We start from the raw sequence: 21,473 nt of genomic DNA on the forward strand, positions 1-21,473 counted from the left end.
GTGAGATTGACGCCGGGCCCTAGTATCGCCCATACCTAACAGGTATACATGGCCTGAGCCGGGCGAAGGTGCCCGGCGCCGGTGTGCAAGGAGGAACCTATGCGGTGGATCCACGCCGCTGGTAGGGGCCTCCTTGTTCTGGTCGTGGTCATGACCGGCTATATATCCTCGGGCGCGAGGGCGACCGGGGGGAGCGGTGAGGGCCGCGGCCCGCTCACCCTGGCCACCGCGGGCGATCTGACCGGTTACCTCGGCCCGCTGCTGGAGGGCTGGAACCGTACCCATCCCGCCGAGAGGGTCACCCTCGTCGAGCTGCCCGACGCCGCCGACGAGACCCGGGCGCAGATGGCCACCGACCTGCGCGGCGGCAACCGCAGCCGGTTCGACGTGCTCAACATCGACGTGAACTGGACGTCGGAGTTCGCAGCGGCCGGCTGGATCCGCCCGCTGCCGCGCGAACGCTTCCCGCTGAAGACCTTCCTGCCCCCGGTCGTCGGCACGGCCACCTACGACGGACGGCTGTACGCGGTCCCGTACGTCACCAACGCCGGCCTGCTGCTGTACCGCAAGGACGTCCTGGACAAGGAGGGCGTCGCGCCGCCGCGCACCTGGACCGAACTGGAGAACGCCGCCCGGACCATCGCGCCGAAGTACGGACTGGACGGCTACGCGGGCCAGTTCCTGCCGTACGAGGGCCTGACCGTCAACGCCGCCGAGGCCGTGTACTCGGCGGGCGGCACGATCCTCGGCGACGAGGGCGAGCGCGTCACCGTCGACTCGCGCGCGGCCCGCGAGGGCATCGGCTTCCTGGCGCGCGGCTTCCGCGAGGGATGGATCCACAGGGAGGCGCTGACGTACAAGGAGGAGGAGTCCAAGCAGGCCTTCCAGGACGGCCGGCTGCTCTTCCTGCGCAACTGGCCCTACGCGTACGCCGTCGCCTCGGCCGGGGGCTCCGAGGTCGCCGGGAGGATCGGCGCCGTGCCGCTGCCCGGACCCGACGGGCCGGGCACCAGTGTCCTCGGCGGCTCCAACCTGGCCGTCAACACGCACGCGCGGCACCCCGACTCGGCCGCGCGCCTCATCGCGTACCTCACCAGCGAGCCCGTCCAGCGCCAGGTGCTCACCGAGGGCGCGCTGCCGCCCGTGCGCGCCGCGCTGTACGAGGACCCCGCACTCGTGCGGCGGTTCCCGTATCTGCCGACCCTGCGGGCCTCCGTGCTGGCCGCCGCGCCGCGCCCCAAGAGCCCGCACTACGACCAGGTCAGCCTCGTGGTGCAGGCGGTCGTGCACGACGCGCTGGCGGGGCGGCAGACCCCCGAGGCGGCCGTACGGCGCCTGGCGCGCGAGCTCGACGCCATCGCCGGGCGCTCGTAGCACTCGTACCGCGCGCAGCGAAGCGCCCACGCTAGTTACGTGTTAGGTAACGCCGCCATCACAACTGCCTCTGATCCGTCCGGACAAGTCCGGACATGGGCGGTCAACTGCTGAGTAGCTTCTGTTCCGTTCGTTGACACCTTCGAGACACCGCTACCTAACATGCATGCATAACGGCTGCCTTCACAGGAACAGGTCAATGGATTGAACAGGCATGGTTGGTGGCGCGACGCGGTGATCTACCAGGTGTATGTCCGCAGCTTCCTGGACAGCACCGGCGACGGCATCGGCGATCTGGCCGGGGTGCGCGCGGGATTGCCGTATCTGAAGAAGCTCGGCGTCGACGGCATCTGGCTGAGCCCCTTCTACCCCTCCCCGCAGCACGACCACGGCTACGACGTGGCCGACTACTGCGGTGTCGACCCGCTCTTCGGCGACCTCGCCGAGTTCGACCTGCTGATGGCCACCGCCCGTCGGCTGGGGATCAGGGTGCTCCTCGACATCGTCCCCAACCACTGCTCCAGCGAGCACCCGTGGTTCCGCGAGGCGCTCGCCGCCGCGCCCGGCAGCGAGGCCCGCGACCGCTTCCACTTCACCGACGGGCGCGGCCCCGACGGCGCCGAGCCGCCCAACAACTGGCACGCCATGTTCGGGGGCCCCGCCTGGAGCCGGGTCACCGAGCCGGACGGCCGCCCCGGCCAGTGGTACCTGCACATGTTCACGCCCGAGCAGCCCGACTGGAACTGGCGCAACCCCGAGATCCCCGCCGAGTTCGAGCGCGTCCTGCGCTTCTGGCTCGACCGGGGCGTGGACGGCTTCCGCATCGACGTCGCCGCCGGCCTGTTCAAGCACCCCGAACTGCCCGACTCCCCGGACCCGGAGGCCGACGCCCGCACCCGCGACTCGGTCAACCCGCTCGCCTGGAACCAGCCCGAGGTGCACGACGTGTGGCGGCACTGGCGCGCGGTGTGCGAGGAGTACACCGCACGCGACGGCCGTGAACGCCTGCTCGTCGGCGAGGTCTCCGTGCCCAGCGCCCGCGAACACGCCAAGTACGTCCGCGCGGACGAACTGCACCAGGCCTTCTTCTTCGACCTGCTCGGCGCCCCCTGGGACGCCGACGCCTTCCGCAAGGTCATCTCCGAGGCCATGCTCGACATCGCCGGCACCGGCTCGACGGTCACCTGGGTCCTCAACAACCACGACCAGGTCCGCACCGTCACCCGCTACGGCGAGGCCGCCGTGGAGGGCAGCGGACTCGGCGCCGCCCGCGCCCGCGCCGCCGCGCTGCTGATGCTGGCGCTGCCCGGAGCCGCGTACGTCTACCAGGGCGAGGAACTCGGCCTGCCCGAGGTCGTCGACCTGCCCGACGACGTGCTCACCGACCCCATCTTCCACCGCACCGGAAGCCGCACCCACGTCCGCGACGGCTGCCGGGTGCCCCTGCCCTGGTCGGGACAGGTCTCCCCGTTCGGCTTCACCTCCGGGACCCAGAGCGCCAAGCCCTGGCTGCCGCAGCCCGAGTACTTCGCCGAGTACGTCACCGAACGCGCCCTCGCCGACACCCGCTCCTTCTGGCACCTGTACCGCGACGGCCTGCAACTGCGATCCGCGCTGCCCCAGTTGGGCGAGGGCTCGCTGCGCTGGCTGGACACCCCGCCGGACGTGCTCGCCTTCGTCCGCGGCGACGGCCTGGTCTGCGCCGTCAACTTCGGTACGTCGCCCACGACCGCGCCGGTCCCCGGCACTCCGCTGCTGGCCAGCGCCGACTGCCCGCCCGGAGTGCTCGCCGGGTCCACCGCCGCCTGGTGGATCACCGACGGCACCGATCTCTGAACCTCACCGACCGCTGAACCTCACCGATCTCTGAACTGCGTCAATCCCCACCTTCCGAAGGGACATCAACGATGATGCGACGACGTACCACCCTGCTCACCGGCTGCACCGCCCTCGTCCTCGCCCTCGGCGCCACCGCCTGCGGCGGCGACGAGCCCGTCTCCGCCGGTGGCGGCGACAAGACGCTCAGCGGCCAGACGGTCACCGTGGCCGGCGTCTGGTCCGGCAGCGAGCAGAAGAACTTCCAGAAGGTGCTGGACGCGTTCTCCGCGAAGACCGGCGCCAAGACCCAGTTCATGTCGACCGGCGACAACGTCTCCACCGTCGTCGGCAGCAAGATCGAGGGCGGCAACGCCCCCGACGTCGTGATGGTCCCGCAGGTCGGCGTGCTCCAGCAGTTCGCCAAGAAGGGCTGGCTGGAGCCGCTGTCCGACACCACCCAGAAGTCGGTGGACGCGAACTTCGCGCCGGTGTGGAAGAAGTACGGCAGCGTCGACGACACCCTGTACGGCCTGTACTTCAAGGCCGCCCACAAGTCCACCGTCTGGTACAGCCCCGACGCGCTCGACCAGGCCGGCGTCAAAGCACCGGCGACCTACGACGAGATGCTCAAGGCCGGCCACACCCTCTCCGACTCCGGACTCGCCGCCTTCGCGGTCGCCGGACAGGACGGCTGGACCCTGACCGACTGGTTCGAGAACGTCTACCTCTCCCAGGCCGGCCCCGAGAAGTACGACGCCCTCGCCGCCCACGAGCTGAAGTGGACCGACGACAGCGTGGTCAAGGCCCTCACCACGCTCGGCAAGCTGTTCAAGGACAAGCAGCTGATCGCGGGCGGCCAGAAGGGCGCGCTCAACACCGACTTCCCGGGCTCGGTGGAGAAGGTCTTCGGACCCAAGCCCGAGGCCGGCATGGTCTACGAGGGCGACTTCGTCGCGGGCGTCGCCCACGACCAGTTCGACCGGACCATCGGCAAGGACGCGGACTTCTTCCCCTTCCCGCCGGTCGACGGCGGCAACGCGCCGGTCGTCAGCGGCGGTGACGCGGCCGCCGTCCTCAAGGACGGCAAGAACGCCAAGGCCGGCATGAAGCTCCTCGAGTACCTGGCCACCCCGGAGGCCGCGGCCGTGTGGGCCAAGGCCGGCGGATTCCTGTCCCCGAACAAGAACCTCGACCTCGCCTCCTACGGCGACGACGTGACCCGCGCCACCGCCAAGTCCCTGGTCGCGGCGGGCGACTCCGACGCGGTCCGCTTCGACATGTCCGACCAGGCCCCGGCGGCCTTCGGCGGCACCAGCGGCGTGGGCGAGTGGAAGCTGCTCCAGGACTTCCTGCGCGACCCGTCCGACCCGAAGGGCACCGCGGCGAAGCTGGAGGCCGCGGCGGCCAAGGCGTACAAGAACCAGGGCTGACCCGCCATGACCGCCACCACGCTCCCGAAGGAGAAGGGCGCGGGCCCCCCGTCGCCCGCCGCGCGCGCCGACCGAGTCCGGCGCGCGCGGCGGCGGGGGCTGGTCGTCGCGCTGCTGTTCGTCTTCCCCGCACTGCTGCTGCTCGGCGCCCTCGTCGTCTACCCGGTGCTGTTCTCCGTCGGCCGGAGCTTCTTCGACGCCTCCGGCACCCGGTTCGTCGGCGGGGACAACTACACCGAGATGTTCCACGACCCGGCGACGCTGAAGGCCATCCGGAACACCACGATCTGGGTCGTCGTCGCCCCGGCGCTGCTCACCGGGCTCGGACTGATCCTCGCCGTGCTGGTGGAGAAGGTCCGCTGGGCGACGGCGTTCAAGCTGCTGCTGTTCATGCCGATGGCCGTGTCCTTCCTGGCCGCCGGCATCATCTTCCGGCTCGCCTACGACGAGGACCCGGACAAGGGCGTCCTGAACGCCGCCGTGGTCTCCGTGCACGACGCGTTCAAGGGATCCCCGGCCTACCCGAGCGCCCGCGCCCGCGAGGGGTTCGGGCTGAGCGAGGGCCGTGACGGCTCCTACCTCACGGACACGAGCCTCTCGCCGGGCTCCACGGTGACCCTGCCCATGGTCGGCGTGCTGCCCAAGGACCTGCCCGGCGGCGCCTCGCCCGCCCGCCCCGTGGAGGACGGGAAGACCGCCGCGGACGAACTGAGCGGAGTCGTCTACCTGGACTTCGCGCCCGGCGGAGGCGGCACCCAGGGCAAGATCGACCCCGGCGAGAGCGGTATGCCCGGGATGAAGGTCGAGGCGGTGCGCGACGGCGGGACGGTCGCGAGCACCACCACGGGCTCCGACGGCTCCTTCCGCTTCACGGGCCTGAAGGCGGGCTCGTACGAGGTGAAGCTGCCGCAGGCCAACTTCGCCCAGCCCTACCAGGGTGTCTCCTGGCTCGGCCCGACGCTCGTCACCCCGATGATCATCGGCGCCTACCTGTGGATCTGGACCGGGTTCGCGATGGTGCTGATCGGTGCCGGACTGTCCGCGCTGCCGCGTGACGCGCTGGAGGCGGCGCGCATCGACGGGGCCAACGAGTGGCAGATCTTCCGCCGGATCACCGTGCCGCTGCTCGCCCCCGTCCTCACCGTCGTCTTCGTCACCCTCGTGATCAACGTGATGAAGGTCTTCGACCTCGTCTACATCATCGCGCCCGGCCCGGTGCAGCAGGACGCCACCGTGCTGGCGACCCAGATGTGGCTGGTGTCCTTCGGCGGTGGCAACAACCAGGGCCTCGGCAGCGCGCTCGGCGTGCTCCTGCTGCTCCTGGTGATCCCGGCGATGGTGTTCAACGTCCGCCGCTTCCGAAGGAGTCAGTGATGAACGCGGTCAGGCGGGCCCTGAGCAGCGCGCTGGTCCAGGCCGTCCTCGTGGTGATCGGCCTGGTCTGGATGACCCCGCTCGCGGGGCTGTTCGTGTCGTCGCTGCGTTCGGCCCAGGACACCGCGAAGGGCGGCTGGTGGACGGCGCTGGCAAGCCCGCAGCAACTGTCCTTCGACAACTACTCGGCACTGCTGAGGAACTCCGGCATCACCAGGGCCTTCTGGAACACGGTGCTGATCTCGGTGCCCACGACGTTCCTGGTCGTGGTCATCGCGGCGCTGGCCGGATACGCGTTCGCCTGGCTGGACTTCCCGGCCCGTGAGCCGCTGTTCCTGCTGGTGGTGGCCATGCTGGTGGTGCCCGTGCAGATCGGCCTGCTGCCCGTCGCCAAACTCTTCGGTCAGCTCGGCCTGTTCGGCACGATCCCCGGCGTGGTCCTCTTCCACGTGGCCTACGGACTGCCGTTCGCGGTGTTCCTGTTGCGGAACTACTTCGCCGAGATGCCGAAGGAGATGCTGGAGGCGGCCCGCATGGACGGGGGCAACGAGTGGCGCATCTTCACCCGGCTGGTGCTGCCGGTGGGGCGGCCCGCGATCGCGAGCCTCGCCATCTTCCAGTTCCTGTGGGTGTGGAACGACATGCTGGTGGCGCTGCTGTTCGCCGACACCTCGTCGCAGCCGCTGACGGTGGAACTCCAGTCGCAGATCCGGCAGTTCGGCAGCAACATCGATGTCCTGGCGCCGGGGGCGTTCCTGTCGCTGATCGTGCCGGTGGTCGTGTTCTTCGCCTTCCAGCGGCATTTCGTGCAGGGGGTGATGGCCGGGTCGGTGAAGTGACGCCGACCTCCGGTCCGGCCTGAACGGCTTCCTCCCCGCATGCCGGACGGGCCGGGAACAAGGTGCGGCGGCGGTGTTCCCACCGCCGCCGCACCTTGCCGTTCACGCCGAAGCCGGCGGATACAGCGACCGCGGCAGTTGGGATGCCGCCGCTTTGTCCAGGAGCCACAGAGTGCGGGCGCGGCCCCGGGCGCCGGCTGCCGGGGCCTGGATCTCGCCCGCGCCCGACAGGGCCATCGCCACCGCGTTGGCCTTGTCCTCGCCTGCCGCCAGCAGCCAGACCTCACGGGCCGAGCGGATGGCGGGCAGGGTGAGGGAGACGCGGGTGGGCGGCGGCTTGGGGGAGCCGTGCACCCCGATCACCGTACGCTCCGTCTCGCGCACCCCCGGGTGCTCCGGGAAGAGGGACGCGACATGGGTGTCCGGGCCGACGCCCAGCATCAGGACGTCGAACGCCGGGACCGCGCCGTGGTTCTCGGGGCCGGCCGCGCGGGCCAGCTCCTCGGCGTAGGCCTCCGCCGCCGCCTCGGCGTCCGCGCCATGGGGACCGTCCGACGCGGGCATGGCGTGCACGCGCTTGGGGTCCAGCGGCACGGAGTCCAGCAGGGCCTCGCGGGCCTGCGTGACATTGCGCTCCGGGTCGCCCTCCGGCAGGAACCGCTCGTCGCCCCACCACAGGTCGAGCCGGCCCCAGTCGATCGCGTCGCGGGCGGGCGCCGCCGCCAGCGCGGCCAGCACACCGTTGCCGTTGCGGCCGCCGGTGAGGACCACGGACGCCGAACCCGTCGAGGCCTGCGCGTCCACGACCCGGGTGATCAGCCGGGCCGCGGCGGCCTGCGCCATCAGCTCCTTGTCGTGGTGGACGACCAGTTGCGGAGTGCTCACTTGGCGGCCTCCTCCTGGGGCACGGGCACCGCGACCGGCTCCGGCGCCGAAGCACTGGAGCCGTCGGACGCCCGGCTGCCGTCCAGCCGGTCCACGCCGAACCGCAGCGCGGAGGCGTACGTGTCGTCCGGGTCGAGCCGCCGCAGCTCCTCCGCGATCAGCTCGGCCGTCTCCCGCCGCTTCAGCGCCACCGCCCGCTCCGGCTGCCCCTGGATGGACAAGGTCGCCAGCCTGCCGTCGGCCCGGTCCAGGGCGATCGGGCCGCAGCTGGTCTCCATGCGGACCGCGGTCAGACCGGGCCCCGCGGACCGCGAGCGCCTGACGGGTACGTCCAGCCGGTCCGCGAGCCACATCGCCAGCAGCTCGCAGCTCGGGTTGAACTCCTCGCCCTCCACCTCCACGGCCCTGACCTCGCAGGTGACCTGGTCGAGGGCCGCGGCCAGCATCGAGCGCCACGGCGTGATCCGGGTCCAGGACAGGTCCGTGTCGCCGGGCGTGTACGCCTCGGCCCGCGCCGAGAGCTCCCGCACCGGCTGCTCGGAGGAGTAGGTGTCGGTGACCCGGCGCTGCGCCAGGGCGCCCAGCGGGTCCTTGGCCGGGTCGAGCGGCGCGTTCACCGGCCACCAGACGACGACCGGCGCGTCGGGCAGCAGCAGCGGCAGCACCACCGACTGGGCGTGGTCGGCCACCTCGCCGTGCAGGCGCAGCACCACCGTCTCGCCGGTGCCGGCGTCCGCGCCCACCCGCACCTCGGCGTCCAGCCGCGAGGAGGTGCGGTCGCGCAGGGTCCGGGCGTGCCGCTTGATGACGACCAGCAGGCGCGAGGGATGCTCCCGCGAGGCGTCGCCGGCGGCCTTCAGGGCGTCGTAGGCGTTCTCCTCGTCGGTGACGATGACCAGCGTGAGCACCATGCCCACGGCCGGGGTGCCGATCGCCCGCCGGGCCTTCACCAGCGCCTTGTTGATCTTGCTGGCCGTGGTGTCGGTCAGGTCTATCTTCATGGCCGGCGCCAGCTCCGTCCGTCTCGTGCGAGCATGTCGTCCGCCTCGGCGGGCCCCCATGTCCCGGACGGGTACTGCGCGGGCCTGCCGTGCTTGTCCCAGTACGTCTCGATCGGGTCGAGGATCCGCCAGGACAGCTCGACCTCCTCGGTGCGCGGGAAGAGGTTGGAGTCGCCGAGCAGCACGTCCAGGATCAGCCGCTCGTACGCCTCCGGGCTGGACTCCGTGAAGGACTCGCCGTAGGCGAAGTCCATCGACACGTCCCGGATCTCCATCGACGTGCCGGGCACCTTGGAGCCGAAGCGGACCGTCACGCCCTCGTCCGGCTGGACGCGGATGACGATGGCGTTCTGCCCGAGTTCCTCGGTGGCCGAGGTGTCGAAGGGGGAGTGCGGCGCCCGCTGGAAGACGACCGCGATCTCGGTGACGCGGCGGCCCAGGCGCTTTCCGGTGCGCAGATAGAAGGGGACGCCCGCCCAGCGGCGGTTGTCGATCGCCAGCTTGACGGCCGCGTAGGTGTCGGTCTTCGACTTCTTGTCGATGCCCTCTTCCTCGAGGTAGCCGATGACCTTCTCGCCGCCCTGCCAGCCCGCCGCGTACTGCCCGCGCACGGTCGACCTGCCCAGGTCCTTGGGCAGCTTCACCGCGCCGAGCACCTTGGTCTTCTCCGCGGCCAGCGCGTCCGCGTCGAAGGAGGCGGGCTCCTCCATGGCGGTCAGCGCCAGGAGCTGCAGCAGGTGGTTCTGGATGACGTCACGGGCGGCGCCGATGCCGTCGTAGTAGCCGGCCCGGCCGCCGATCCCGATGTCCTCGGCCATGGTGATCTGCACATGGTCCACGAAGGACCGGTTCCAGATCGGCTCGAACATCGTGTTGGCGAAGCGCAGCGCCAGGATGTTCTGGACGGTCTCCTTGCCCAGGTAGTGGTCGATGCGGAAGACCTGGTCCGGGGCGAAGACCTCGTGCACGATCGAGTTGAGCTCCTCGGCCGACCTCAGGTCGTGGCCGAAGGGCTTCTCGATGACCGCGCGCCGCCACGAGCCGTGGCTCTGGTCGGCGAGCTGGTGCTTCTTGAGCTGCTGGATGACCACCGGGAAGGACTTCGGCGGCACCGACAGGTAGAAGGCGAAGTTGCCTCCCGTGCCCTGCGCCTTGTCCAGTTCCTCGATCGTGCCGCGCAGCCGCTCGAACGCGTCGTCGTCGTCGAAGGTGCCCTGCACGAAGCGCATCCCCTGGATGAGCTGCTGCCAGACCTCCTCACGGAACGGCGTGCGCGCGTGCTCCTTGACGGCGTCGTGCACGACCTCCGCGAAATCCTCGTGCTCCCAGTCGCGGCGGGCGAAGCCGACGAGCGAGAAGCCCGGCGGCAGCAGACCCCGGTTGGCCAGGTCGTACACCGCGGGCATCAGCTTCTTGCGCGACAGGTCTCCGGTGACACCGAAGATGACCAGGCCCGACGGCCCCGCGATGCGCGGGAGCCGTCGGTCGGCGGGGTCACGGAGCGGATTCGCTCCGGTGACGGTGAGAGGAGCCAAGGTTCTCAGCCCTCCGCGGGAGCGAGGCGCTCCAGCTCCGCCTCGGTGGACTTCAGCAGGTCGTTCCAGGACCCTTCGAACTTCTCGACGCCCTCGTCCTCCAGGACCTGGACGACGTCGTCGTAGGAGATCCCGATGCGCTCCAGCGCGTCGATGTCCGCGCGGGCCTGCTCGTAGGTGCCGGTGATCGCGTCGCCGCGGATCGCGCCGTGGTCCTCGGTGGCCTCGAGGGTGGCCTCGGGCATGGTGTTCACCGTGTTCGGCGCCACCAGCTCCTCGACGTACATGGTGTCCTTGTACGCCTTGTCCTTCACCCCGGTGGACGCCCAGAGCGGACGCTGCTTGTTGGCGCCCTCCCGCTCCAGCGCGCTCCACCGGTCGGAGGAGAAGACGTCCTCGTACGCCTCGTAGGCCAGACGCGCGTTGGCCACGCCCGCCTTGCCGCGCAGCGCCTTGGCCTCGTCGGTGCCGAGCTCGTCGATCCGCCGGTCGATCTCGGTGTCCACGCGGGACACGAAGAAGGACGCCACCGAGTGGATCTTCGACAGGTCCAGGCCGCGCGCCCGGGCCTTCTCCAGGCCGCTCAGGTACGCGTCCATCACCGCGCGGTAGCGCTCCAGCGAGAAGATCAGGGTGACGTTGACGCTGATGCCGTTGCCGATGGTCTCGGCGATCGCCGGCAGGCCCGCCCGGGTGGCGGGGATCTTGATGAGCGTGTTGGGCCGGTCGACCAGCCAGGCGAGCTGGCGGGCCTCGGCGACCGTCGCCTTGGTGTTGTGCGCCAGACGCGGGTCCACCTCGATGGAGACCCGGCCGTCCTTGCCGCCGGTGGCGTCGAAGAGCGGACGCAGGATGTCGGCGGCGTCGCGGACGTCCGCCGTTGTGATCATGCGGATGGCCTCCTCCACCGTGACCCGGCGGGCGGCCAGGTCCGAGACCTGCTGCTCGTAGCCGTCCCCGTGCGAGATGGCCTTCTGGAAGATCGTCGGGTTGGTGGTGACGCCCACGACGTGCTGCTGGTCGATCAGCTCGGCGAGGTTGCCGGACGTGATCCGCTTGCGCGACAGGTCGTCCAGCCAGATCGCGACGCCTTCGTCGGAAAGGCGCTTCAGTGCGTCTGTCATGGAAAATGCATCTCCTACGGGTCGTATATGAGCGTCAGCGCTGGGCGGCGGCGATGGATTCCCGGGCCTTGGCGGCCACATTCTCGGCAGTGAAGCCGAACTCGCGGAACAGCACCTTGGCGTCGGCCGAGGCGCCGAAGTGCTCGAGGGAAACGATGCGGCCGGCGTCTCCCACGTACTTGTGCCAGGTCAGACCGACACCTGCCTCGACCGCGACACGTGCCCGTACGGCCGGGGGCAGCACGCTGTCCCGGTACCCCTGGTCCTGCTCCTCGAACCACTCCACGGACGGCATGGACACCACCCGGGTGGGGACGCCCTCGGCCTGGAGCCGCTCACGGGCCTCCACGGCCACGTGCACCTCGGAACCGGTGGCGATCAGGACGACCTGCGCCTCGGTGTTCTGCCCGTCGGGCCCCTCCGCCTCGAACATGACGTAACCGCCGCGCGCCGCGTCGTCGTTGGGCTCGTACGTCGGCACGCCCTGGCGGGTCAGCGCCAGCCCGTGCGGGGCGCCCTTGCCGAACTCCTTGGTCCAGCGGCGCAGGATCTCGCGCCAGGCGATCGCGGTCTCGTTGGCGTCGGCCGGGCGGACGATGTTCAGGCCCGGGATGGCGCGCAGCGAGGCCAGGTGCTCGACCGGCTGGTGGGTGGGGCCGTCCTCGCCCAGACCGACGGAGTCGTGCGTCCAGACGTACGTCACCGGCAGGTGCATCAGGGACGACAGGCGCACCGCGTTGCGCATGTAGTCGGAGAAGACCAGGAAGGTGCCGCCGTAGACGCGGGTGTTGCCGTGCAGCGTGATGCCGTTCATCGCCGCGGCCATCGCGTGCTCACGGATGCCGAAGTGGATGGTGCGCCCGTACGGGTCCGCCTCCGGCAGCGGGTTGCCCTCGGGCAGGAACGACGAGGTCTTGTCGATGGTGGTGTTGTTCGAGCCGGCGAGGTCCGCCGATCCGCCCCACAGCTCCGGGACCACGTCGCCGAGCGCCTGGAGCACCTTGCCGGACGCGGCGCGCGTGGCCAGGCCCTTGCCCGCCTCGAACACCGGGATCTTTTCGTCCCACCCTGCGGGCAGCTCACCCGCGGCGATCCGGTCGAACTCGGCGGCCCGGTCCGCGTTCGCCTCGCGCCAGACCTGGAGCGACTTCTCCCACTCGGCCCTGGCCCGGCGACCCCGTTCGACGGCGGCGCGGGTGTGGTTCAGCACCTCGTCGGAGACCTCGAAGTGCTGCTCGGGGTCGAAGCCGAGGACGCGCTTGGTGGCCGCGACCTCCTCCTCGCCCAGCGCCGAGCCGTGCGCGGCCTCGGTGTTCTGCGCGTGCGGGGCCGGCCAGGCGATGATCGAGCGCATCGCGATGAAGGACGGCCGGTCGGTGACGGCCTTGGCCGCCTCGACGGCCGCGTGGATCGCCTGCGGGTCGAGGTCGCCGTCCTCCTTGGGCTCCACGCGCTGCACGTGCCAGCCGTAGGCCTCGTACCGCAGAGCGGTGTCCTCGGAGACGGCCGTCTCGGTGTCGCCCTCGATCGAGATGTGGTTGTCGTCCCACAGCAGGATCAGGTTGCCGAGCTTCTGGTGGCCGGCCAGCGAGGACGCCTCGGCGGAGATGCCCTCCTGGAGGCAGCCGTCACCGGCGACGCAGAAGATGAAGTGGTCGAACGGGGACTCGCCGGCGGGGGCCTCCGGGTCGAACAGACCGCGCTCGTAGCGGGCGGCCATCGCCATGCCCACCGCGTTGGCGACACCCTGGCCGAGGGGGCCGGTCGTGGTCTCCACGCCCGCCGTGTGCCCGTACTCCGGGTGGCCGGGCGTCTTGGAACCCCAGGTGCGGAAGGACTTCAGGTCGTCCAGCTCCAGCCCGAAACCGGCCAGGTACAGCTGGGTGTAGAGGGTCAGGGAGGAGTGGCCGGCGGACAGTACGAAACGGTCGCGGCCCACCCACTGCGGATCGGCCGGGTCGTGCCGCATCACCTTCTGGAAGAGGGTGTAGGCGACGGGAGCCAGGCTCATCGCCGTGCCGGGATGGCCGTTGCCGACCTTCTGTACGGCATCGGCGGCCAGGACGCGCGCGGTGTCCACGGCACGCTGGTCCAACTCGGTCCAGTCGAGGTCTGTGGTGGTCGGCTTGTTGCTCACCCTGAGTCAGGGCTCCTCTCCACATGTCGGATGCCGGCGTACGGGGGGACCGCGCACCGGTTTGCCGGCCTTCTCGGCGTCGGCCGGACGTTGTCGAGCCTATCCCGTCAGAACGTGCGTTTTTCCGCGTCGTTCCAGAGTGCCGGGACTCTCCGGAATCCGCCTCCCCGCTGGTCGGAATCGCATTCCGCACATGAATACGGAGCTGCTCATTCGATCGCTCAATCGAGCCGGATCGCGCCCTTCCGGAGGGCTCGCCAACACGATCCGACCCCCGCGAATGTCCGGGTCTGGGCAACGTCTACAGTGGCGTGGTACGCGCGAGTCCTTACCGTCGGTTCACACGGGCGGCTCGCTGGGAGTCTCTGTCAGGGGTGTGCGTGACGGCCGTCGAATCCCGTCCAGCGGGGGTACTCGGTGCGAGCCAGAGCCCGAGCCACCGGCCGTTCGGGGCCCGTGTCAAGGCGTTCGTGGCGCTGACCAAGCCGCGGATCATCGAGCTGCTGCTGATCACCACCGTTCCGGTGATGTTCCTGGCACAGCGGGGCGTGCCCGATCTGGGGCTGGTCCTTCTCACCTGCGTCGGCGGTTACCTGTCGGCGGGTGGCGCCAACGCGCTGAACATGTACATCGACCGCGACATCGACGCGCTCATGGACCGCACCTCCCAGCGCCCGCTGGTCACCGGCATGGTCAGCCCGCGCGAGTGCCTGGCCTTCGGCATCACGCTGGCGGTCGTCTCCACGCTGCTGTTCGGCCTCACCGTCAACTGGCTGTCCGCGTGGCTGTCGCTCGGCGCGCTCCTCTTCTACGTCGTCGTCTACACGATGATCCTCAAGCGCCGTACCTCGCAGAACATCGTGTGGGGCGGCATCGCCGGCTGCCTGCCGGTGCTGATCGGCTGGTCCTCGGTCACCAACTCGATGTCCTGGGCGCCCGTCATCCTCTTCCTCGTCATGTTCTTCTGGACGCCGCCGCACTACTGGCCGCTGTCCATGAAGGTGCGGGAGGACTACGCGCGCGTGGGCGTGCCGATGCTCCCGGTCGTCGCCTCGAACAAGGTGGTCGCCCGGCAGATCGTGATCTACAGCTGGGTGATGGTGGCGGTCTCGCTGCTGCTGACCCCGCTCGGCTACACCGGCTGGTTCTACACGGCCGTGGCGCTGGCCGCGGGCGGCTGGTGGCTGTGGGAGGCGCACGCGCTGCAGAACCGGGCCAAGGCCGAGGCGACCGGCGCGAAGCTGAAGGAGATGCGCCTGTTCCACTGGTCCATCACCTATGTGTCGCTCCTGTTCGTCGCGGTGGCGGTGGATCCCTTCCTGCGCTGAGTTCTCGCCGGGACGTCCCACGGGCGGGGTACGTGGTCAAGGCCACGCACCCCGCCCGTCGCCGTTTGATCTACCCGTGGGTAGCATCCTGGCCATGGCAGACACGCAGCAGGTTGACCCCAAGGCCGAGCGCAGGGCCGCCCGTCTCGCCCGGCGGATCGGCTCCTTCTCCAAGGCACACGGAGGCGCCGAGGGACAGGTCGCGTACCTCGGGGAGCGCGGCGCCAGGATCGTCCTGGTCGGCGAGGACGGCACCTGGGGCGACCTCGTGGCCCCCACGTACGCCATCGCCGAGCAGGCGGTGGAGAAGTCCGGGATCACCGTCCACGAGGCGTTCGACGGCGCGTTCGCGGCCAAGGTGCGGACGGGTCCGTACGAGTGGAGCCGCATGGCGGGCCTCCAGGTGGGCGGCCCGTCCAACCGCTGACCGGATCCGGACGCCGGGGCCGGCGGTCACCTGACGGCCGGCTCACCCCTGGAAGCCGGCCGCCGGCCGCTGCGCGGCGGAGGCGTCACCGCCCACCTCGTCGACACGGGGCCGCAGGGCGATGCGAACGGGCTCGGCGGGGTGTCCGGGGCGAACCCCGGACACCCCGCCGAGCCCGTTCGGTCTCAGGCCTTCGCCAGCGTCGCCTCGGTGGCGGGACCCGGCAGATCGGCCACGGCCTCCGGCCGCTCACGCAGCGACAGCAGCACGCGCAGCACCCAGATCCACATGACGCACGAGCCCAGCATGTGCAGGCCGACGAGGGCCTCGGGCAGATGCGTGAAGGACTGGACGTAGCCGACGACGCCCTGACCCAGCAGGATCAGGAACAGTTCACGGGTCCGCGCCAGCGGGCCCCGCGGCGCGTCGACGGCCTTGAGGATGAACCACAGGGCGAACGTCAGCGTGATCACGATCCACGCCAGCACGGCGTGCAGCTTGGCGACCGTCTGCCAGTCGATCGGAATGCGGGAGACCTCCTGGGAGTCGCCCGCGTGCGGCCCGGCACCGGTGACCACCGTGCCCACCGCGATCAGCAGCACGCTCGCGAGGACCAGGAACCCGACCAGCTGCCGGATCGGCTTGCCGACCAGCGGACGCGGCTCGGCGTCGCCCTCGCGGGTGCGCTGCCACATCACCGTGGCGACCGCGATGAGCGCCGAGGAGAGCAGGAAGTGCGCCGCGACGGTGTACGGGTTGAGGCCCACCAGGACGACGATGCCGCCGAGCACCGCGTTGCCCATGACCACCCAGAACTGCGCCCAGCCCAGCCGGGTGAGGCTGCGCCGCCACGGCTTCTGGGCGCGCGCGGCGACGATCGCCCAGCCCACGGCGGCACACAGCACGTACGTCAGCATCCGGTTGCCGAACTCGATCACGCCGTGCACACCCATCTCGCGGGTGGTGGTCAGCGAATCGTCCGTGCAGGTGGGCCAGGTCGGGCAGCCGAGGCCCGAGCCGGTCAGGCGGACGGCGCCGCCGGTGACGACGATGACCACCGCCATCACCAGCGCGGACAGGGCCGCCCGCTGGACGGTCCTCGGATGCGGGGTCCAGCGTTCGGCGATGAGGGCGAGCGGGTTGCGCGCGGCGCTCATGGCGTCGGCGCGGGTCAGGTTCGGCACGCGTTCCATCGTAGGCGCCCGCTTGTGCATGGTTTCACGAGGGTCCATCGCGCCCTACTCCCAACGGAAGAACTTCCCGGCGGCCGCGAGACCCGCCACCGCCCAGACGACGAGGATCGCGAGGTTGCCCCAGGGCATCCCGGCGCCGTGCTGGAGCACGTCCCGCAGCCCGCCGGAGAGCGCCGAGATGGGCAGCAGGCCGAGCACGTCCTGGGCGACGGGCGGGAACTTGTCCAGCGGCACGACCACCCCACCGCCGACCAGCAGCAGCAGGAAGACCAGGTTGGCGGCGGCCAGCGTGGCCTCCGCCTTCAGGGTCCCGGCCATCAGCAGGCCGAGACCGGAGAAGGCGGCCGTGCCGAGGACCATCAGCAGCAGCACGGCGAACGGGTTGCCGTGCGGCGACCAGCCGAGCGCGAAGGCGATCACGGTCAGCAGCACGACCTGAAGCACCTCGGTGACCAGCACCGAGGCCGTCTTGGCGGTCATCAGCCCCCAGCGCGGCAGCGGCGAGGCGGCCAGCCGCTTCAGCACGCCGTAGCGCCGCTCGAAGCCGGTCGCGATGGCCTGCCCGGTGAACGCGGTCGACATCACGGCGAGCGCGAGGACACCGGGGGTGAGGAAGTCCACGGCCCTGCCGGAGCCGGTGTCGACGATGTCCACGGAGCTGAACAGCACCAGCAGCAGCGTCGGGATGACGACGGTCAGCAGCAACTGCTCCCCGTTGCGCAGCAGCATCCGCGTCTCCAGCGCCGCCTGCGCCGCGATCATGCGGGTCAGCGGGGCCGCGCCCGGCTTCGGGGCGTACGTACCGGTGGCGGTGGTGGTGGTCACGAGCGCAGCTCCTTGCCGGTCAGCTCCAGGAAGACGTCCTCCAGCGTGTGCCGCTCGACCGAGATGCGGTCCGGCATCACGCCGTGCTGGGCGCACCAGGACGTCACGGTCGCGAGCAGTTGCGGGTCGACCTTGCCGGCGACGCGGTAGGAGCCCGGGGTCAGCTCGGCGGCCGAGGAGTCGGCGGGCAGTGCCTTGAGCAGGGAGGCGACGTCGAGTCCCGGGCGGCCGGTGAAGCGCAGGGTGTTCTCGGCGCCGCCGCGGCACAGCTCCTCCGGGGAGCCGTGGGCGACGACCCGGCCGGCGTCGATGATCGCGACGTCGTCGGCGAGCTGCTCGGCCTCCTCCATGTAGTGCGTGGTGAGGATCACCGAGACGCCATCGGCGCGCAGGTCGCGCACCAGGTCCCAGGTGGCCCGGCGGGCCTGCGGGTCGAGTCCGGCGGTCGGCTCGTCGAGGAAGACCAGTTCGGGCCGCCCGACGACGGCCATGGCGAGCGCGAGCCGCTGCTGCTGGCCGCCGGAGAGCCGGCGGTAGGAGGTCCGCCCGCAGCCTCCGAGCCCGAGCCGTTCGATAAGGGCGTCCACGTCCAGCGGGTGGGCGTGCAGTCCGGCGACGTGCCGCAGCATCTCGTCGGCCCGCGCGCCGGAGTACACGCCACCGGACTGGAGCATCACGCCGATACGGGGCCTGAGCTGCGCGGACTGTCTCACGGGGTCGAGGCCCAGGACGCGCACCGTGCCGGAATCCGGCCGCCGGTACCCCTCGCAGGTCTCGACCGTCGTCGTCTTGCCCGCGCCGTTGGGGCCGAGTACGGCGGTCACGCCCGCCCGGGCCACCAGGTCGAGGCCGTCCACCGCGGTCTTCGTGCCGTACCGCTTCACCAAGGCCTGGACCTGGACCACGGGCTCACTTCGCATGAGGCCAAAGTCTAGGGACGCGCCGGACGGCTCAGGCGGCCGGGTGAGGGAAGTCATCCTCCCGGGGCCGATGCACCGCGAGCCACCGCTGCGCGTACGCCACCGCGTCCGCCACCGGGAACAGCCGCGACCGTGCGGCGCCCACCGTGCCGCGGACCACCGGCCGGTCGCGCTCGAAGTCGTGTCCGAGTTCCTCGAACCCCTCGGAGGTGACGGACACGTCGGTGACGACCTCCCAGCCGCGCGGCCCCGGCCTGCCCTCCCGGGCGAGCGGCGCCGGGATCCGGTACTCGGCCAGGTGGAAGCAGGTGCAGGAGCCGTATCCGGCGCCCAGCATCAGCACCCGGGCGCCGAGCGCCTCCAGCCGTCCGAGCGGGCTCCGCTCGCCGAACCGGCAGTCGGCGGCGTGCCCGTCGACGACTTCCGCGGCGCGCGGGCCGATCGCGGCGAACGAGGCGTCCGGATGAGCGCTGCGCAGGCGCCCGGCCAGGTGCGCACGGTCTCCGGGATCACCCCGACCCCGAAGGAGGGGGTGACGCGGGGGTCGTAGGCGGGCATCGCGGCCCGGATGGTGTCCCACCACGCCTCGGGCACCGGCGGTCTGCTCCAGCGCGCCGGGTCGGAGAGGTCGCCGGAGTGGGTGGGGACGACGAGCGTGCCGTCGGGACCGAGCGCGTCGAGCAGTGCTTGGACGACCGCGACCTGGCCCCCGCAGACCCAGCCGAGCGAACTGAGGGAGGAGTGGACGAGAAGGGTCTCGCCGGGGCGCACGCCGAGGTCGCGCAGTCCCTCGGCGATCGTGTCCCGGGTGACGAGCGGGCCGGTCGGCGACGGTGTGGGCATGGTCGGGGAGTCTGGCGCATCGCCCCGGAGGGTGCCACCCGTTTGATCGACCGGAGATCGTTTCCGCAGGTCGGATTAGGTTTGCCTAAGTGACGCAGGGCACCGCCCATCCGGATCAAGGCCGCTTGTCAGTCCGTGAGGAATTACGCAACAATGGCGTTGTGAAAAACGTCGGCGAGGTTCGGGAGACCCCCACGGGGGCCCCGCAGGAGGAGTTCGCAACCGGGGAGCGTTCCACGCGCAACCGGGTCGCGCGGTCCATCCTGGACCACGGCCCGTCGACCGTCGCCGAGCTGGCCGGCCGGCTGGGACTCACCCAGGCCGCCGTACGGCGCCACCTGGACGCCCTGGCCGCCGACGACGTGGTCGCCGCGCGGGAGCAGCGGGTGTACGGAGCGCGGACGCGCGGCCGGCCCGCCAAGGTCTTCGCGCTCACCGACTGCGGCCGGGACGCCTTCGACCAGTCGTACGACAAGCTCGCCGTGGACGCGCTCCGCTGGATCGCCGAGCGGGAGGGCGGGCCGGAGGCGGTCGCCGCCTTCGCCCGGGCCCGGATCGCCGCGCAGGCGAGCGCGTACCGCGAGGCGGTCGAGGCCGTCACACCCGACCAGCGCACCGAAGCGCTGGCCAAGGCCTTGAGCGTGGACGGGTACGCTGCTACGGCGCGCAGCGCGCCCCTCCCGCAGCGGGGTGAGCAGCTCTGCCAGCACCACTGCCCGGTCGCGCATGTCGCGGAGCAGTTCCCGCAGCTGTGCGAGGCGGAGACGGAGATCTTCGCCGAGCTGCTGGGTACTCACGTCCAGCGACTGGCGACCATCGCGCACGGCGACGGCGTCTGCACGACGTTCATCCCCAAGATTTCCCAGACCGATCACCAAAGCCAGAACGCATCCGCAAGCACGGCCGGGAGGAACCCCGCATGACTCTCCCCACGGAGACTGCCCACCCCGAACTCGAGGGCCTGGGCAAGTACGAATACGGCTGGGCCGACTCCGACACGGCCGGCGCCTCTGCCAGGCGCGGTCTGAACGAGGAGGTCGTCCGCGACATCTCGGCGAAGAAGTCCGAGCCGGAGTGGATGACCAAGCTGCGCTTGAAGGGCCTGCGGCTCTTCGAGAAGAAGCCCATGCCGAACTGGGGCTCGGACCTGTCGGGGATCGACTTCGACAACATCAAGTACTTCGTGCGTTCCACGGAGAAGCAGGCGCAGTCCTGGGAGGACCTGCCCGAGGACATCAAGAACACGTACGACAAGCTCGGCATCCCCGAGGCGGAGAAGCAGCGCCTCGTCGCCGGTGTCGCCGCGCAGTACGAGTCGGAGGTCGTCTACCACCAGATCCGTGAGGACCTGGAGGAGCAGGGCGTCATCTTCCTCGACACGGACACCGCCCTGAAGGAGCACCCGGAGCTCTTCAAGGAGTACTTCGGCACCGTCATCCCCGTCGGCGACAACAAGTTCGCCTCGCTGAACAGCGCCGTGTGGTCCGGCGGCTCCTTCATCTACGTCCCGCCGGGCGTCCACGTGGAGATCCCGCTCCAGGCCTACTTCCGCATCAACACGGAGAACATGGGCCAGTTCGAGCGGACCCTGATCATCGTCGACGAGGGCGCCTACGTGCACTACGTCGAGGGCTGCACCGCGCCGATCTACCAGAGCGACTCCCTGCACAGCGCGGTCGTCGAGATCATCGTCAAGAAGAACGCCCGCTGCCGCTACACGACCATCCAGAACTGGTCGAACAACGTCTACAACCTGGTCACCAAGCGCGCCGTGGCCTACGAGGGCGCGACCATGGAGTGGATCGACGGCAACATCGGCTCCAAGGTGACGATGAAGTACCCGGCCGTCTACCTGATGGGCGAGCACGCCAAGGGCGAGACCCTGTCGATCGCCTTCGCGGGCGAGGGCCAGCACCAGGACGCCGGTTCCAAGATGGTCCACATGGCGCCGAACACCTCGTCCAACATCGTCTCCAAGTCGGTGGCGCGCGGCGGCGGCCGTACCTCTTACCGCGGCCTGGTCGAGATCGGCGAGGGCGCCGCGGGCTCCAAGTCCAACGTGCTCTGCGACGCGCTGCTCGTGGACACCATCTCCCGCTCCGACACGTACCCCTACGTGGACGTCCGCGAGGACGACGTGTCCATGGGCCACGAGGCGACCGTCTCCAAGGTCTCCGAGGACCAGCTCTTCTACCTGATGAGCCGTGGTCTGAGCGAGTTCGAGGCGATGGCGATGATCGTGCGCGGCTTCGTCGAGCCGATCGCCAAGGAGCTGCCCATGGAGTACGCGCTGGAGCTCAACCGGCTGATCGAGCTGCAGATGGAGGGCGCGGTCGGTTAAGCACCGACCCGGGCCGGCGCGAATCGCCGGCCCGCAGTCCGCCGTAGCCCATACGCAAGAAAGCGAGCAATACGACAGC

At 70.6% G+C, this 21,473-nt stretch carries 17 protein-coding genes and 1 pseudogene; 9 read left to right on the forward strand and 9 right to left on the reverse strand.

Going from position 1 to position 21,473, the window contains the following annotated elements:
* The first annotated feature begins 99 nt into the window (after positions 1 to 99).
* From ACIOWN_RS03120 to ACIOWN_RS03140, 5 genes are all read left to right on the forward strand, one after another.
* Complete coding sequence (locus ACIOWN_RS03120) at positions 100 to 1,374, forward strand: ABC transporter substrate-binding protein (protein WP_362355542.1); 1,275 nt, start codon at positions 100 to 102, stop codon at positions 1,372 to 1,374.
* A gap of 204 nt (positions 1,375 to 1,578) precedes the next feature.
* A complete protein-coding gene (locus ACIOWN_RS03125) occupies positions 1,579 to 3,210 on the forward strand; it encodes a glycoside hydrolase family 13 protein (RefSeq protein ID WP_362355540.1) in 1,632 nt (543 codons plus the stop codon).
* Positions 3,211 to 3,281: 71 nt separating this feature from the next.
* Positions 3,282 to 4,622: an ABC transporter substrate-binding protein gene (locus ACIOWN_RS03130; RefSeq protein WP_362355538.1), complete on the forward strand. Its 1,341-nt coding sequence runs from the start codon at positions 3,282 to 3,284 to the stop codon at positions 4,620 to 4,622.
* 6 nt (positions 4,623 to 4,628) lie between these two features.
* A complete protein-coding gene (locus ACIOWN_RS03135) occupies positions 4,629 to 5,996 on the forward strand; it encodes an ABC transporter permease subunit (protein WP_362355536.1) in 1,368 nt (455 codons plus the stop codon).
* Positions 5,996 to 6,835, forward strand: coding sequence for a carbohydrate ABC transporter permease (locus ACIOWN_RS03140; protein ID WP_362355534.1), 840 nt, complete (start codon positions 5,996 to 5,998; stop codon positions 6,833 to 6,835). Before ACIOWN_RS03135 ends, ACIOWN_RS03140 begins: the two co-directional genes overlap by 1 nt.
* Before the next feature lie 102 nt (positions 6,836 to 6,937).
* On the opposite strand, the gene pgl is transcribed toward ACIOWN_RS03140, so the two are convergent.
* The 5 genes from pgl to tkt are packed head-to-tail and all read right to left on the reverse strand — an operon-like array spanning position 6,938 to position 13,517.
* The gene (gene pgl / locus ACIOWN_RS03145) at positions 6,938 to 7,678 is read right to left on the reverse strand and encodes a 6-phosphogluconolactonase (RefSeq protein WP_362355598.1); all 741 of its coding nucleotides are present in this window, start codon (positions 7,676 to 7,678) and stop codon (positions 6,938 to 6,940) included.
* Between the two features lie 38 nt (positions 7,679 to 7,716).
* Entirely contained in the window at positions 7,717 to 8,721 is a 1,005-nt protein-coding gene (gene opcA, locus ACIOWN_RS03150) for a glucose-6-phosphate dehydrogenase assembly protein OpcA (RefSeq protein ID WP_362355532.1), read from the reverse strand.
* Positions 8,718 to 10,256, reverse strand: a complete 1,539-nt coding sequence (zwf, locus tag ACIOWN_RS03155; RefSeq protein WP_362355530.1) for a glucose-6-phosphate dehydrogenase — start codon at positions 10,254 to 10,256, stop codon at positions 8,718 to 8,720. The genes opcA and zwf overlap by 4 nt, the downstream gene beginning before the upstream one ends.
* A 5-nt stretch (positions 10,257 to 10,261) precedes the next feature.
* Positions 10,262 to 11,380 (reverse strand): transaldolase, encoded by a 1,119-nt coding sequence (gene tal, locus ACIOWN_RS03160; RefSeq protein WP_362355529.1) that lies wholly within the window; start codon positions 11,378 to 11,380, stop codon positions 10,262 to 10,264.
* A gap of 34 nt (positions 11,381 to 11,414) precedes the next feature.
* On the reverse strand, positions 11,415 to 13,517 hold the full coding sequence (gene tkt / locus ACIOWN_RS03165; RefSeq protein ID WP_362355527.1) for a transketolase: 2,103 nt from the start codon (positions 13,515 to 13,517) through the stop codon (positions 11,415 to 11,417).
* A 374-nt stretch (positions 13,518 to 13,891) separates the two neighbouring features.
* On the opposite strand from tkt, the gene ACIOWN_RS03170 reads away from it, so the two are divergent.
* A complete protein-coding gene (locus ACIOWN_RS03170) occupies positions 13,892 to 14,845 on the forward strand; it encodes a heme o synthase (RefSeq protein ID WP_362355525.1) in 954 nt (317 codons plus the stop codon).
* Between the two features lie 94 nt (positions 14,846 to 14,939).
* Positions 14,940 to 15,272, forward strand: a complete 333-nt coding sequence (locus tag ACIOWN_RS03175) for a hypothetical protein (protein ID WP_199836671.1) — start codon at positions 14,940 to 14,942, stop codon at positions 15,270 to 15,272.
* A gap of 185 nt (positions 15,273 to 15,457) precedes the next feature.
* On the opposite strand, the gene ACIOWN_RS03180 is transcribed toward ACIOWN_RS03175, so the two are convergent.
* The 4 genes and pseudogenes from ACIOWN_RS03180 to ACIOWN_RS03195 form a co-directional block, all read right to left on the reverse strand.
* Positions 15,458 to 16,465, reverse strand: a complete 1,008-nt coding sequence (locus ACIOWN_RS03180; RefSeq protein ID WP_362355596.1) for a COX15/CtaA family protein — start codon at positions 16,463 to 16,465, stop codon at positions 15,458 to 15,460.
* A 45-nt stretch (positions 16,466 to 16,510) separates the two neighbouring features.
* The gene (locus ACIOWN_RS03185) at positions 16,511 to 17,227 is read right to left on the reverse strand and encodes an ABC transporter permease (RefSeq protein WP_362355594.1); all 717 of its coding nucleotides are present in this window, start codon (positions 17,225 to 17,227) and stop codon (positions 16,511 to 16,513) included.
* Between the two features lie 59 nt (positions 17,228 to 17,286).
* Positions 17,287 to 18,210: an ABC transporter ATP-binding protein gene (locus ACIOWN_RS03190; protein ID WP_362355523.1), complete on the reverse strand. Its 924-nt coding sequence runs from the start codon at positions 18,208 to 18,210 to the stop codon at positions 17,287 to 17,289.
* Positions 18,211 to 18,241: 31 nt separating this feature from the next.
* Positions 18,242 to 19,053, reverse strand: a pseudogene (locus ACIOWN_RS03195) (aminoglycoside N(3)-acetyltransferase).
* A 161-nt stretch (positions 19,054 to 19,214) separates the two neighbouring features.
* Here ACIOWN_RS03195 and ACIOWN_RS03200 point away from each other — a divergent pair.
* A complete protein-coding gene (locus tag ACIOWN_RS03200; RefSeq protein ID WP_362355521.1) occupies positions 19,215 to 19,976 on the forward strand; it encodes an ArsR family transcriptional regulator in 762 nt (253 codons plus the stop codon).
* Complete coding sequence (gene sufB, locus ACIOWN_RS03205; protein ID WP_358732630.1) at positions 19,973 to 21,394, forward strand: Fe-S cluster assembly protein SufB; 1,422 nt, start codon at positions 19,973 to 19,975, stop codon at positions 21,392 to 21,394. Before ACIOWN_RS03200 ends, sufB begins: the two co-directional genes overlap by 4 nt.
* Positions 21,395 to 21,473: the final 79 nt, after the last annotated feature.

Origin of the sequence: Streptomyces sp. NPDC087787, from assembly GCF_044743035.1 — a bacterium.
In the GTDB taxonomy this organism is placed as follows: domain Bacteria; phylum Actinomycetota; class Actinomycetes; order Streptomycetales; family Streptomycetaceae; genus Streptomyces.

Bases quoted from the DNA above. Each gene is read 5' to 3' on its own strand.
- ACIOWN_RS03120 (WP_362355542.1), top strand. From the start codon at position 100: ATGCGGTGGATCCACGCCGCTGGTAGGGGCCTCCTTGTTCTGGTCGTG.
- ACIOWN_RS03130 (WP_362355538.1), top strand. From the start codon at position 3,282: ATGATGCGACGACGTACCACCCTGCTCACCGGCTGCACCGCCCTCGTC.
- ACIOWN_RS03135 (WP_362355536.1), top strand. From the start codon at position 4,629: ATGACCGCCACCACGCTCCCGAAGGAGAAGGGCGCGGGCCCCCCGTCG.
- ACIOWN_RS03140 (WP_362355534.1), top strand. From the start codon at position 5,996: ATGAACGCGGTCAGGCGGGCCCTGAGCAGCGCGCTGGTCCAGGCCGTC.
- pgl (WP_362355598.1), bottom strand. From the start codon at position 7,678: ATGGCGCAGGCCGCCGCGGCCCGGCTGATCACCCGGGTCGTGGACGCG.
- opcA (WP_362355532.1), bottom strand. From the start codon at position 8,721: ATGAAGATAGACCTGACCGACACCACGGCCAGCAAGATCAACAAGGCG.
- tal (WP_362355529.1), bottom strand. From the start codon at position 11,380: ATGACAGACGCACTGAAGCGCCTTTCCGACGAAGGCGTCGCGATCTGG.
- ACIOWN_RS03175 (WP_199836671.1), top strand. From the start codon at position 14,940: ATGGCAGACACGCAGCAGGTTGACCCCAAGGCCGAGCGCAGGGCCGCC.
- ACIOWN_RS03180 (WP_362355596.1), bottom strand. From the start codon at position 16,465: ATGGAACGCGTGCCGAACCTGACCCGCGCCGACGCCATGAGCGCCGCG.
- ACIOWN_RS03185 (WP_362355594.1), bottom strand. From the start codon at position 17,227: ATGATCGCGGCGCAGGCGGCGCTGGAGACGCGGATGCTGCTGCGCAAC.
- ACIOWN_RS03190 (WP_362355523.1), bottom strand. From the start codon at position 18,210: ATGCGAAGTGAGCCCGTGGTCCAGGTCCAGGCCTTGGTGAAGCGGTAC.
- sufB (WP_358732630.1), top strand. From the start codon at position 19,973: ATGACTCTCCCCACGGAGACTGCCCACCCCGAACTCGAGGGCCTGGGC.